Below are 12,704 nucleotides of genomic sequence, written 5' to 3'. Positions count from 1 at the left end.
GTAGCACGATGAGCGTGGGAGCACCGGATCGCGAGGAGTACGGCCCCCGGAGCCGCCCGCTGCCCTTCGAACGCGGCACCGACGGCCCGCGGGTGATCATGGTGGGCGTGGACGGCACCCGCACCTCCGAGCGGGCCGGTGCCTACGCGGCCGGGCTGGCCCGCCGGCAGGGCGCCGCCCTGGTGGTGGTCTTCGTCAGCGCGGCGAGCGGGTTCACCTCCCTGGTGCCCGGGATGGACGCCAGCGCGGTCCAGCGTTCCCAGGACGAGGTGGCCGACGAGCTGCGCCGCGAGTGCCGGCGGGGCGCCGAGCAGTGGGGCATTCCGGTGACGTTCCTGTCCCGGCGCGGCGACGCGTACGGCGAGTTGTGCGCGGCGGCCGACGAGTTCCAGGCCGACATGGTGGTGGTCGGGGCGTCCGAGCAGGCCGGCCACCGGCTGGTCGGCTCGGTCGCCACCCGGCTGGTCCGCACCGGCCGCTGGCCCGTCGTCGTGGTGCCCTGAAACCCTGTCGCGACTGTCGTACCCGAGCCCCAGGATGGCCCGATGACGACATGGAACGCACCGGAGATCGATCGCACCCACGAGCCCCTCGTCGGTGACGAGCGCACCATGCTGGAGGGCTGGCTCGACTACCACCGCGACACCCTGCTGCACAAGTGCACCGGCCTGACCGCCGAGCAGCTGCGCACGGCGAGTGTCGAGCCGTCCGGCCTGAGCCTGCTCGGGTTGGTCCTGCACATGACCGAGGTCGAGCGTTCCTGGTTCCGCCAGCGTTTCGCCGGCCAGGACCTGCCCGACCTCTACGACTTCGACACCGACAACGACGCCGACTTCCACGCCGCGGCCGACGCCGACCCGGAGGCCGCCTTCGCCGCATTCCGCGCCGAGGTCGACGCGGCCCGGGCGGCGACCGCCGGCCGGTCACTGGACGAGACGTTCACGCTGACCCGCAGGGACGGCACCCCCACCTTCAACCTGCGCTGGGTGTACGTGCACATGATCGAGGAGTACGCCCGGCACAACGGCCACGCCGACCTCATCCGGGAACGCATCGACGGCGTCACCGGGGACTGACCCGCTGATGCCGTAATAATCCTTCGCAATCTGTCCGGGGCGCCGGGCAGGATGCGCGGCATGACCTGGATCGCGCCGGAGATCACCCGGACCCCCGAACCGTACGTCGGCGACGAGCGCACCATGCTCGACGGCTGGCTCGACTACCACCGGCAGACCCTCCTGCTCAAGTGCGCCGGCCTGACCGAGGAGCAGTTGCGCACGCCGAGCGTGGAGCCGTCCGGGCTGACGCTGCTCGGTCTGGTCCGGCACCTGGCCGAGGTCGAGGCCTGGTGGTTCCGGGAGAACTTCGCCGGCGAGCCGGTCGACTACCCGTACTTCACCGCGGAGAATCCGGACGCCGACCACGACGTCAGCGACGCCGACGCCGAGACCGACTTCGCCACCTTCCACCGGGAGGTGGCGCTGGCCCGCGAGGCCGCCGCCGGCCACCCGCTCGATGAGACGTTCGTCGAGGTCGGCGCGAAGAAACGCACCTTCAACCTGCGCTGGGTGTACGTACACATGATCGAGGAGTACGCCCGGCACAACGGCCACGCCGACCTGATCCGGGAACGCATCGACGGCGTCACCGGCGAGTGACAGGCGCTCAGTAGTCCAGGGCCGCCCGCAGGTAGCGCAGGTCGGCGTGGCCGCCCCACCGGTGCGCCGACAGCCCGGCGGAGCGGGCGCCCCGCACGGCCCAGTCCTCGTCGTCGACGAAGAGGACCCGGGCCGGCGGGGTGGCCAGCGCGACGCAGGCCGCCTGGAAGTATTCCGGGGCGGGCTTGTGCACGCCGATCGCGGACGAGTTGACCACCACGTCCAGCTCGTCGACCAGGCCGAGCGCGGCCAGGTCGGCGTCGAGCAGGTCGGTGGCGTTGGTGCCCAGCCCGACCCGGACGCCCGCCGCGCGGACCTCCCGGACGAACGCCAGCACCTCCTGGTCGACCTCGCCCCGATAGCCCTGCCACTGCTCGACGGCGGCGCGGGCCCGTTCCGGGCTGCCCACCGATTCGGTCAGGGCGTCCGCCACGCTGCTCATCCACTCGGCGTGGCTGACCTGGCCGGTGAGCACCGGCTGGAGCCGCCCCCACTGCATGGCGATCTCACCGAGCACCCCCTCGGAGAGGCCGTACTCCCGCTCGACAACGGCGGCCACCGCCGGGTCCCACCGGCGCAGTACGCCGTCGAAGTCCAGCAGGAGCGCCGTCGCGCGTTCCCGAGCCACTACCCGTTCTCCTCGCCGCGGCCGTGCCGCCTGTCGTCCTCGTCGGCCCGGTTGAGCCGTTGGCTGATCACCTGGGTGACCCCGCTGCGCATGGTCACTCCGTAGAGGGCGTCGGCGATCTCCATCGTCCGCTTCTGGTGCGTGATGACGATCAGCTGACTCTTCTCCCGCAACTGTGCCAGCAGGGTGATCAGCCGGCCCAGGTTCACGTCGTCCAGGGCCGCCTCCACCTCGTCCATGATGTAGAACGGGCTGGGTCGGGCGCGGAAGATCGCCACCAGCATGGCCACCGCGGTCAGCGACCGCTCGCCACCGGAGAGCAGCGACAGCCGCTTGATCTTCTTGCCCGGCGGGCGGGCCTCCACCTCGACGCCGGTGGTGAGCAGGTCGTCCGGTTCGGTGAGGATCAGCCGGCCCTCGCCGCCGGGGAAGAGCACGGTGAACACCTGCTCGAACTCCCGGGCGGTGTCGGCGAAGGCGCTGGCGAAGACCTCCAGGATCCGCTCGTCCACGTCCTTGACCACGGTGAGCAGGTCCCGCCGGGTGGCCTTGAGATCTTCCAACTGCTCGGAGAGGAACTTGAAGCGCTCCTCCAGCGCGGCGAACTCCTCCAGCGCGAGCGGGTTGACCTTGCCGAGCAGCGCCAACTCGCGTTCCGCCTTGGCGGCCCGCTTCTCCTGCACCGGCCGCTCGTAGCGCACCGGCTCGGGCACCGGCAGCCCGTCGCGCTCGGCCGCCGCGACGTCGACGGGGGTCGGCGGGACGGGCTGCGCCGGGCCGTACTCGGCGACAAGCGTCTCCACGTCCAACCCGAAGTCCTCGGCGGCCTTCGCCTCCAACTGCTCGATGCGCAGCCGCTGCTCCGCGCGGGCCACCTCGTCGCGGTGCACCTGGCTGGTCAGCCGCTCCAGCTCCGCGCCGAGCCGCTTGGCCGCCCCGCGTACCTCCTGAAGCTCCGCCTCGCGCGCGGCGCGTTCCCGGGCGACCGCGTCGCGGTGCTCCTCGGCCGTCGCGATCGAGGTGGTGAGCCGGGTGAGCGCCTCCCGGGCGCCACCGGCGACGGCCCGGGCGATGCCCGCGCCCCGGGTACGCGCGGCCCGCCGGGCCGCGGCGCGTTCCCGGGCGGCCCGCTCCGCGGTGGCCTGCCGGGTCAGCGAGTCGGCCCGGCCGGCGATCGAGGAGACCCGCTCCTCGGCGGTACGCACCGCGAGCCGGACCTCCATCTCGTTCTGCCGTGCCTGCGGCACCATGGCGGCGAGCTGGTCGCGCTCCTCGGCGGACGGCTCGGCGTCGACCGGGGTCTCCTCGGCCAGTCGCAGCCGCTCCTCCAACTCGGCGAGCGTGGTGAGGTCCCGCTGTCGGGCGGCCTCGGCGCGGGCGCGGGACTCACCGAGACGGTCGGTCTCCGCCTTGGCGGACCGGGCCGCCGCGCCCAGCTCGGCCAACCGGCGGGCGGCGGCGTTGCGGTGGCTCTCCGCCTCGCGCTTCTCGGCGGCGGCGTGCTGCACGGCCTCCTTGGCGGCGGCCACCTCGGCGCGCGCCTCGACGAGTTGGTCCCGCAGCTCCGCGCCACCGCGCTCGGCGGCGAGCCGATTGCCGCGCGCCTCCTCGACGGCCGCCTGCACCTCGATGTAGCTGGCGGCCTTGGCCGACCCACCGGCCGCCGCGTACGCCCCGACCACGTCACCGTCCGGGGTGACCGCCCGCAGCTCCGGGTTGCTGGCGACCAGGTCGGCCGCGGCGGCGAGATCGTCCACGAGCGCCACGTCGCGCAGTGCCCGGTGCACCGCCGGGCGCAGCTCCTCGCCGCACTCCACCAGGTCGGGGGCCCACCTGGCCGCGTCGGGCAGCTTCGGGCGCAGCGCGTCGGCGGAGCCGGTCATGCCGGGCCCCGCCGGGCTGCCGACGAGCAGACCGGCCCGGCCGGCGTCGGAGATCTTCAACAGCCGCATCGCCTCGACGGCCTCGTCCACCCCGGTGACGGCGACCGCGTCGGCGAGACCGCCGAGCGCGGCGGCCAGCGCGGCCTCGTGGCCCGGCGCGACGGTGAGCAGCCCGGCGAGGCTGCCGAGCAGGCCCGGCACGTCGTCGGCGCGGGCGAGCAGCGCCCCGGCGCCGTCCTTGCGCCGCAGACCCAGGGCGAGCGCCTCCTCCCGGGCCTTCCAGGTGGCGGCGTCCTTCTCGGCCGTCCGCTCGGCGTCGGCGAGCGATCGCACGGTGGCCTGTGCCCGCTCCTGCACGGCGACCGCCTCGGCGTGCCGGGCGTCCAGGTCCGCGTTGTCCCGGTCGGCCTCGGTGGACTGGGCGGCCACCGCGTCCAGGTCGGCCTGCGCCTGCTCGGCGCGGCCCATCGCGTCGGCGTGCGCGACGGCGAGGCGTTCGATCTCCTCGCCGGCGCTCGTGGTCCGGGCTCGGGCCGAGTTGACCTGGCCGGTGAGCCGGGCCATCCCCTCCCGCCGGTCGGCGATGGCCTTGGCCGCGGCGACCAGCTCCCGCTCGGCACCGGCGAGCTGCCGTTCCAGCTCCTGGCGGTGCTCGACCGCCTCGGCCAGCCGGATCTGGTCGTCGGTGAGCGCCGCGCGCAGCTCCTCCTCCTGCTCGCGGACGCGTTCCGCCTCGGCCTCCAGTTGGTCCGGATCGCGGCCGGGGCGCTCGTCGTCGCCGCTGGCGCTGAGGTGCCGCAGCCGTTCCCGGGCCAACTGCTCGATCGAGCGGAAGCGTTCCTGCAGGGCGGACAGCTTGTACCAGGTGTCCTGGGCGGCGGCGAGCAGCGGAGCGTCCTGGGCGAGGGCGGCCTCCAGCTCGCCGAGCCGGCCCTGCACCTCGGCGTGCTCACCCTCGATCTGCTCACGCCGCTCCCGCAGCGCGGTCTCGTCGGCGATCTCCCGGTCCAGGGTGGTGCGCAGGGTGGCCAGGTCGTCGGCGAGCAGGCGCAGCCGGGCGTCACGCAGATTGGCCTGGATGGCGGCGGCGCGGCGGGCCACCTCGGCCTGCCGACCCAGTGGCTTGAGCTGGCGGCGCAGCTCGGCGGTGAGGTCGGTGAGGCGGTTGAGGTTGGTCTGCATCGCGTCGAGCTTGCGCAGGGCCTTTTCCTTGCGCTTGCGGTGCTTGAGGACGCCGGCCGCCTCCTCGATGAACGAGCGGCGGTCCTCCGGCTTGGCGTGCAGCATGCCGTCGAGTCGGCCCTGCCCGACGATGATGTGCATCTCCCGGCCGATGCCGGAGTCGGACAGCAGCTCCTGGATGTCGAGCAGCCGGCAGGTGTTGCCGTTGATCTCGTACTCGCTCTCGCCGGAGCGGAACATCCGGCGGGTGATGGAGACCTCGGTGTACTCGATCGGCAGCGCGCCGTCGGTGTTGTCGATGGTGAGGGTGACCTCGGCACGGCCCAGCGGCGCCCGGCCGGCGGTGCCGGCGAAGATGACGTCCTCCATCTTGCCGCCGCGCAGCGCCTTGGCGCCCTGCTCGCCGAGGACCCAGGCGATGGCGTCGACGACGTTGGACTTGCCGGAGCCGTTCGGGCCCACCACGCAGGTGATCCCGGGCTCCAGCTTCAACGTCGTGGCGGAGGCGAAGGATTTGAACCCCTTCACCGTCAGGCTCTTGAGATACACCTTCTCGATCCTCGTCCGGTGGCCGCCGTACCGTCGCCGGCTGTGGGGACCTGGGTGAACTCGCAGACTAACCCGGTGGTGGGACCGGGCCGGCACGCGACCCACCCCGGGGCCGCGTGCGCGCTGTTGTTCTGGCGGTCACGACAGGGACGAGGGCCGTTCATGATCGGCTTATCGATCGGCGCGCTATTCGGATACCGAGGGCACGGTAAGGGCGCGACCGACCACAAGATCATAAATCGTCGGCACCGAAAGGATCCGCACAGTGTTGCGCGCCGGCACACAGGTGTCGGCGCGCATTTTGCGAGAGTGCGATTCAGTTTTTCGACACGAAGATCAGGTCAGCGCTGGCTCGGCCAGACGGAGCAGATCGTCCGCCTCCGCCGCAGCCGCCGCGAGCCGATCATTGTCGGCACGCAGACGCGTGATCTCGAACTCCAGTGCCTGAACCCTGGAACGCAACCTGGTGACCTCGTCGAGCAGACGCCGGTCGGGCGCTGCACCTACGTGGCCGTAGAGGGCCTTCGCCATGCTGACTCCTTGATATGCGCTGCCGGAAAGGCCGGCCAACGCGCGCCCATTTTGCACGCGGCTGTCATTCCAGGCTGTATCTGGGCATGACCGGGCGCGGCTGGCGACACCTATATATTGAGCCGCAAACCCCTCCTTCGTCAAGTTCTCGCAGGCCGTAGATCATCTCTACGTCGACCTGTCCACTTGTCGGGGGGCTGCCGCAATGGCACGGACACTCTCTGTCCGGACCCCTTTACTGTACGCCCGGATCCACGGAATTCCGCACCCTGACGTCCGAGTTCCCCTTAACTCTTCCTTAGCCACGTTGCCGCAGGTCGCGGGCGCGCCGTAGCGTCACCCCGGCCCGCAACCGACCCGTGGAGGCATAGGCGTGTACGGCTGGACCGACCCGATGGACCCGAACGGCGCCCCCCGGCGCGCCGAGCGGCCGACCGACGAGCCGACCTGGCTGCACGACCGCCCGGAGCCCCGCTCGGCCTACCTGTTCGGTGACGAACCCGACCAGTCCGACGCCGAGTGGGACCGGGAGCAGCCGCCCACCGGCTGGCAGTCGGGCCCGCAGACCCCCACAGCACCGGCCGACGACCACACCGCCGCCTGGCCGGCCCACCGCCCGGAGCACGAGCCGACCGAGGGCTGGCACGCCAGCAGCCCCGCTTCGCCGGCCACCGGTGGGTGGGAGGCCAGCCGCCCCGCTGCGGCGGCCCCCGGGAGCTGGCAGGCCAGCGGCACCGCTTCGCCGGCCGCCGGTAGCTGGCCGGCCGGCAGTCCCGCCGGGGCGGCCGCCGGTGGCTGGCACACCGACGCCGACCCGGAGACGACCGGTGGCTGGCGGCCCGACGCCGACCCGGAGACGAGCGGCGACCGGCCCGACGGTGTCGGTCGGCCCGGCGAGGGGCGACACCGCTCCCCCCGCCGCTGGCGACGGCCGCTGATGATCGGTGGCGCGGCCGCGGCGGCCACCCTCGTGGTGAGTTTCGGCGTCGGTGCGCTCGGACTGCCCGGCGGTGACGACGGGGCCAGCCGGCCGACGGCCGTCGACGACACGTTCGCCGCGTCGGCGGCGCCGACCGAGCAGGCGACCCTCGACACCCTCGCCGCGCCGTCCCCGAGCAGCACGCCCAGCCCGACCCGGCCGAGCCCGTCGCCGAGCAAGACCGTCAAGCCCACCCCGGAGTCGTCGCGTACCACCGCCGCGTCGCGGCGTGGCGCGGCGCGCACCAGCGCGCCGAGCACGAGCAACGGCTCCAACGGTTCGAGCGGGTCCAGCGGCACGGTCAGCGCCCAGGCCCGCGAGGTGGTGGACCTGGTCAACGCCGAGCGGGCCAAGGCCGGCTGCGGGGCGCTGAGCATCAACGACAAGCTGATGACCGCCGCCCAGAAGCACAGCCAGGACCAGGCCGACCACAAGAACATGTCGCACACCGGCAGCGACGGCAGCAACGCCGGCGTCCGGCTGGACCGGGTCGGCTACGCCTGGCGCACGTACGGCGAGAACGTGGCCTGGAACCAGCAGACCCCGGCCGCGGTGATGGACGCCTGGATGAACAGCTCCGGTCACCGGGCCAACATCCTGAACTGCGCGTTCACCGAGATCGGCGTCGGCATCGCCAGCAGCAACGGGCCGTACTGGACGCAGGTCTTCGCGGCGCCGCGCTGACCGCGCGTCGTTCGCGCCCCCGCGCTCGTTTGACCCGGTGAGGTACGCCGGGCCAGAGCGTGGGGGGCGGCGTACCGGGAAGGGCGGCGACGGGGCCGTCCGGGACCCGGGAGTTGCCGATGCGGATCCGGCCGCGGCGACGCGTCGCCGTTCGCCCACTGCGCCGCGTCCTGTCGGTCGGTGTCGCGCTGGTCCTGGTGGTGCCGGCGTACGGATGTCGGACCGAGCTGACCCCACCCGGCGCGCCCACCCGGTGGCCGGCCGAGCAGGCCCGCCAGTGGCAGTGGCAGTGGCAGCTCAGCGGCCCGCTCGACCCGGCGGTGGAAGCGGACGTCTTCCTGCTCGACCCGGTGGACACCACCGCCGCGCAGACCGCCGAGCTGCGTAACCGGGACCGCCGGCTGATCTGCCAGGTGCACGTCGGCTCGGTCCGCTCCACCGACCCGGACGCCAGCCGGCTCCCGGACGCCGTGCGGGGCGGGCCCGCCCGCCGACCCGACAGCCGTTGGCTGGACGTCCGAAGCTGGGACGCGCTGAAGCCGGTGCTGGCCGACCGGTTCCGGCTGTGCCGGGGCAAGGGCTTCGGGGCGGTCGCGCTCGCCGACGCCGACGGGTACGCGTCCCGCACCGGCTTTCCGCTCGACTTCGACGACCAACTGCTGTTCAACCGCCGACTCGCCGAGCTGGCCCGCTCGCTGAGCCTCTCCCCCGGGCTGGTCAACGACGTGCCGCAGCTCGCCGCACTGGCCCCGGACTTCGACTTCGCGGTCAACGAGGAGTGTGTCCGGCTGGCCCAGTGCGCCAAACTGCTGCCGTTCGCCGACGCGGGCAAGCCGGTCTTCCACGTGGAGTACGCCGCCTCGACCGACGACTTCTGTGTCACCACCGTCGGCTACGGCTTCGCCTCGATCCGCAAGGACCGCGACCTGGACGCGTGGCGAGAAGCCTGCCCCCTCCCCTGACCGGGCTGCGCCCCGGCGGCCACGGTCGCGTCCTGGGCCACACCCCACCCGCCCTCGCCGCTTGATCGACTCGACTTTCAGGATGTCGCGGTATCGAACGGCCTGGGATACCGCGACATCCGTGAAACCGAGTTGATCAAGCGGCGAGGGCGACGGGTGGGGCGGGTGGAGCGGTTAGGGGACCGGCACCAGTTCCGGGGTGGTCGCCGGCGGATCGGCCGGCGCGGGTGCGGGGCGCGGGCGCAGGAAACGCGGGGCCCACCAGTTGGCGTCGCCGAGCATGGTCATCAACGCTGGCAGCACCACTCCCCGGATGATCGTGGCGTCCAACAGGATCGCCGCCGCCAGGCCGATGCCGAGCTGCTTCATGTCGATCGTGCTCAACGTGGCGAAGATCGAGAACACGCCGACCATCACGATCGCGGCGCTGGTCACCACGCCGGCCGAGGAGGTGATCCCGTACGACACGGCGTCCCGGTTGGGCATGCCGGCCCGGACTCCCTCCCGGATCCGACTGACCACGAAGACGTGGTAGTCCATCGAGAGGCCGAAGAGCACCACGAAGAGGAACAGCGGCAGCCAGGACACGATCGCGCCCATCGAGGTGAAGCCGAGCAGGCCCTCGGCCCACTCGCCCTGGAAGATGAGCACCAGCAGCCCGTACGCGGCACCGGCGGAGAGCAGGTTCAGCACGATCGAGCTGGCCGCGACCACCACCGACCGGAAGGTCAGCACCATGACCAGGAAGGTGAGCACCAGCACGAAGCCCATCACCAGCGGCAACTTGTCCCGGACGTGCTGGGCGTAGTCCTCGCTGTCGGCCACGCTGCCGCCGACCGCGTACTCGATGCCGGGGATGCCCCGCAGCTCGGCCGGGACGAGGTCTTCGCGCAGCTTCTCCAGCGACTGCACCGAGCGGTCGTCGCGGCTGGCGTACGGGGTGGCGACGTCGAGCACCGACACCCGCCGGTCGGCCGACACCTCGATCTTGGGGCCGTCCGCCTCGGCCGGGGCGAACAGCGCATCGCCGGAGGCCCTGCCGGCGAGGTCGGTGAGGGCGGCGCGGACCCGGTCGGCCTGCTCGGCCGGTGCCTTGACGGCCACCACGTGGTTGGTGCCGGTGCTGGGGAACGCGGCGGTGAGCCGGTCGTACGCCTGCATGGCCGGGGTGGTACGCGGCAGGTCCTCCATGCCGGGGAACTTCAGCTTCATGCCGAGCGCAGGTGCGGCCAACGCGAGCAGCAGGCCGACCGAGATGACGAGCGTCACCACCGGTGCGCGCAGCGCCGGCCGGAGCACCGCCGGCCAGAGCCGGGGCTTGCGCGGCTCGCCGTGACGGTTGGTGCGCGGGGCGGTCAGCCGCCAGAGCAGCGGCACCCGGGGCCGGTCGACCCAGCGGCCGAGCCTGGCCAGCAGGGCGGGCAGCACGGTCAGCGAACCGGTCACGGCGACGGCGACCACCAGGATCGAGCCGACGGCCAGGGACGAGAAGACCACGTCGCCGGCGAGCAGCAGCCCGGCCATCGCGATGATCACGGCGACACCGGAGACCACCACGGCGTGCCCGGAGGTCTCCGCGGCGATCTCCACCGCGTCCAGGCCGGAGCGGCCCTTGGCCCGTTCCTCCCGCTCGCGGCGGATGTAGAACAGCGAGTAGTCGACCCCCACCGCCATACCGATCAGCAGGATCACCGGTGACGTGGTGTCGGTGGCCGGCACCAGGTGCGAGGCGAGCGTGGACAGGCCCATCGCGGCGGCGACCGAGGAGAGCGCCAGCAGCACCGGGACGCTGGCCGCGATCAACGCGCCGAACGCGATGATCAGGATGGCCAGGGTGACCGGCAGGCTGAGCAGCTCGGCACGCTTGAAGTCCTTGCCCAGGGTGTCGTCGAGCGCCTGGCCGATCGACGGCCCGCCGACCTGCTCGACACGCAGCTGCGGGTGCGCGCTCTGCACGGACGCGGTGACGTCGCGCAGCGGCTGCACCCGATCCGAGGCGGTCTCCGGGTCGCCGGACATGGTGATCGGCAGCAGCAGCGCCGAGCCGTCCCGGGCGGTGACCGGCTGCCCCACCTCGGCGACCCCGGTGACCGTGCGCAGCCGGGCCGCCGCGTCGTCGGCCGCCGCCTTCGCCGCCGTCTGGTCCAGCGCACCGCCCCGCGAGGTGATGAGCACGTTGTCCACGGCCGGATCGTCGAAGTCACCGGCGTCCACGATCAGGCTGGCCCGCCCCGCCTCGCCGATCGCCTGGTCGGCGCTGGTGGCCTCGTTGAGCCCGGCGGCGCTGCCGCCGACGAAGCACACCGCCACGAACACGACCCACAGTGCGATCGCCCGCCACGGGTGCTCGGCGCTCCACCGCGCCAGCCGCACCGTCACCGGTCTTCTCCCCATCTCGGGTCCCCCTGTCACGTCAACCCCCTGTCAACGGTGCTGACGTTAGGTGCGTGACGAGGCGGTCACATCGGGGAACGGCCCCGGTTCGCCCCGGAACCGGTACACCGGGGGCGCCGGGCCCGCCGGACGGGCATCAACCCGCGATTCGGGCGTACGCCGGGGTGCAGCCCGGAGCGTCCGGCCGCGACCCGCCGGTGCCGACCCGGACTCGACTCCGGGTCATCCCCGAAGGGAACCCCGGGGCCGTGGCTGACAGCGCGGGCAACTGTACGAGGATCGGTTCATGAACGCCTCGCGGCGGATCGGCGTTCCACACCGCCGGCAGGGCTCGCCCTCGCGACCGTAGGCGTTCAGTGCCCGGTCGAAGTAGCCGCTCTCGCCGTTGACGTTGACGTAGAGGGCGTCGAAGCTGGTGCCGCCCTGCCGGATCGCCTCGGCGAGCACGTCGCGGACGTGGCCGAGCAGGCGCTGCGCGGCGGGGCCGGTCAGCGCGTCGGTGGGGCGGCCGCCGTGCAGCCCGGCGCGCCACAGCGCCTCGTCGGCGTAGATGTTGCCCACCCCGGAGATCAGGGTCTGGTCGAGCAGGGCCCGCTTCACCTCGGTGTGCCGGCGGCGCAGCGCGGCGACGAACCCCGCGTCGGAGAACTCCGGGTCCATCGGGTCGCGGGCGATGTGCGCGATCTCGTCGGGCAGGTCGGCGCCGCCCTCGCTGACCGCGAGCCCGCCGAACGTGCGCTGGTCGACGAAGCGCAGCTCCGGGCCGTCGTCGGCGAACCGGAACCGGACCCGCAGGTGGGCCTCGTCCGCGGTGCCGGATGGCTGGAGCAGCAGCTGACCGGACATCCCGAGGTGCCCGATGATCGCGTCGCCGCTGTCCAGCGGCAACCACAGGTACTTGCCGCGACGGCGCGCGTCCAGCACGGTCCGTCCGGCGAGGACGTCGGCGAAGTGCACGCCACCAGGGACGTGCCGGCGTACGGCGCGCGGGTGGCGGACCTCGACGGAGGCGATCCGACGGCCGATGACCCACTGGGCCAGCCCCTGCCGGACGGTCTCCACCTCGGGCAGCTCAGGCACGTCGTGACCCCGTCTCGTGGCCGTCGGCACCCCCGGCCGGCAGTGCCTGCGCGAGGTGGTCGGCCTGCTCGGCCTCGGCCGCCCGCCCGGCGCGCTCCAGCGGCCCGAACGGCTCGTCCCGGTCGGTCGAGCCGTCCGGGTCGATCAGCTGCCCCCGGCCGTCGTCGCCGGCCT

Annotated in this window: 10 protein-coding genes; 5 read left to right on the top strand and 5 right to left on the bottom strand. The window is 73.1% G+C overall.

Going from position 1 to position 12,704, the window contains the following annotated elements; translation table 11 throughout:
• The first annotated feature begins 8 nt into the window (after positions 1 to 8).
• Genes AB0B57_RS31030 through AB0B57_RS31020 form a run of 3 tightly spaced genes read left to right on the top strand, consistent with a single transcriptional unit; the run spans position 9 to position 1,658 of the window.
• Entirely contained in the window at positions 9 to 503 is a 495-nt protein-coding gene (locus tag AB0B57_RS31030) for a universal stress protein (RefSeq protein ID WP_357077805.1), read from the top strand.
• A 42-nt stretch (positions 504 to 545) separates the two neighbouring features.
• Complete coding sequence (locus tag AB0B57_RS31025) at positions 546 to 1,076, top strand: DinB family protein (protein WP_357077803.1); 531 nt, start codon at positions 546 to 548, stop codon at positions 1,074 to 1,076.
• A 60-nt stretch (positions 1,077 to 1,136) separates the two neighbouring features.
• Positions 1,137 to 1,658 carry a DinB family protein gene (locus AB0B57_RS31020; RefSeq protein WP_357077800.1) on the top strand — a complete coding sequence of 174 codons (522 nt, stop codon included), beginning with the start codon at positions 1,137 to 1,139 and terminating at the stop codon, positions 1,656 to 1,658.
• 7 nt (positions 1,659 to 1,665) lie between these two features.
• Here the strand turns inward: AB0B57_RS31020 and AB0B57_RS31015 are convergent, their stop codons facing one another.
• From AB0B57_RS31015 to AB0B57_RS31005, 3 genes are all read right to left on the bottom strand, one after another.
• Entirely contained in the window at positions 1,666 to 2,286 is a 621-nt protein-coding gene (locus AB0B57_RS31015; protein WP_357077797.1) for an HAD-IA family hydrolase, read from the bottom strand.
• Complete coding sequence (gene smc / locus AB0B57_RS31010) at positions 2,286 to 5,900, bottom strand: chromosome segregation protein SMC (protein WP_357077794.1); 3,615 nt, start codon at positions 5,898 to 5,900, stop codon at positions 2,286 to 2,288. The genes AB0B57_RS31015 and smc overlap by 1 nt, the downstream gene beginning before the upstream one ends.
• 336 nt (positions 5,901 to 6,236) lie before the next feature.
• Entirely contained in the window at positions 6,237 to 6,431 is a 195-nt protein-coding gene (locus tag AB0B57_RS31005; RefSeq protein WP_030487463.1) for a hypothetical protein, read from the bottom strand.
• A gap of 373 nt (positions 6,432 to 6,804) precedes the next feature.
• On the opposite strand from AB0B57_RS31005, the gene AB0B57_RS31000 reads away from it, so the two are divergent.
• Both AB0B57_RS31000 and AB0B57_RS30995 read left to right on the top strand, forming a co-directional pair.
• Complete coding sequence (locus AB0B57_RS31000; RefSeq protein WP_357077791.1) at positions 6,805 to 8,094, top strand: CAP domain-containing protein; 1,290 nt, start codon at positions 6,805 to 6,807, stop codon at positions 8,092 to 8,094.
• A gap of 119 nt (positions 8,095 to 8,213) precedes the next feature.
• Positions 8,214 to 9,056 carry an endo alpha-1,4 polygalactosaminidase gene (locus AB0B57_RS30995; RefSeq protein WP_357077788.1) on the top strand — a complete coding sequence of 281 codons (843 nt, stop codon included), beginning with the start codon at positions 8,214 to 8,216 and terminating at the stop codon, positions 9,054 to 9,056.
• Between the two features lie 174 nt (positions 9,057 to 9,230).
• Here AB0B57_RS30995 and AB0B57_RS30990 read toward each other — a convergent pair whose 3' ends face one another.
• Complete coding sequence (locus AB0B57_RS30990; protein ID WP_357077785.1) at positions 9,231 to 11,450, bottom strand: MMPL family transporter; 2,220 nt, start codon at positions 11,448 to 11,450, stop codon at positions 9,231 to 9,233.
• Between the two features lie 222 nt (positions 11,451 to 11,672).
• A complete protein-coding gene (gene mutM, locus AB0B57_RS30985; protein ID WP_357077782.1) occupies positions 11,673 to 12,530 on the bottom strand; it encodes a bifunctional DNA-formamidopyrimidine glycosylase/DNA-(apurinic or apyrimidinic site) lyase in 858 nt (285 codons plus the stop codon).
• Positions 12,531 to 12,704 lie beyond the last annotated feature (174 nt).

Origin of the sequence: Micromonospora sp. NPDC049101, assembly GCF_040648675.1 — a bacterium.
GTDB lineage: Bacteria > Actinomycetota > Actinomycetes > Mycobacteriales > Micromonosporaceae > Micromonospora.
The sequence above is the reverse complement of the archived record's forward strand: the minus strand, read 5'-3'. Positions and strand labels throughout refer to the sequence as shown.

What these genes read in the sequence shown, in the direction of transcription:
- AB0B57_RS31020 (WP_357077800.1), top strand. Translation starts at nt 1,137, where the DNA reads ATGACCTGGATCGCGCCGGAGATCACCCGGACCCCCGAACCGTACGTC.
- AB0B57_RS31025 (WP_357077803.1), top strand. Translation starts at nt 546, where the DNA reads ATGACGACATGGAACGCACCGGAGATCGATCGCACCCACGAGCCCCTC.
- AB0B57_RS30990 (WP_357077785.1), bottom strand. Translation starts at nt 11,450, where the DNA reads ATGGGGAGAAGACCGGTGACGGTGCGGCTGGCGCGGTGGAGCGCCGAG.
- AB0B57_RS31005 (WP_030487463.1), bottom strand. Translation starts at nt 6,431, where the DNA reads ATGGCGAAGGCCCTCTACGGCCACGTAGGTGCAGCGCCCGACCGGCGT.
- AB0B57_RS31030 (WP_357077805.1), top strand. Translation starts at nt 9, where the DNA reads ATGAGCGTGGGAGCACCGGATCGCGAGGAGTACGGCCCCCGGAGCCGC.
- AB0B57_RS30995 (WP_357077788.1), top strand. Translation starts at nt 8,214, where the DNA reads ATGCGGATCCGGCCGCGGCGACGCGTCGCCGTTCGCCCACTGCGCCGC.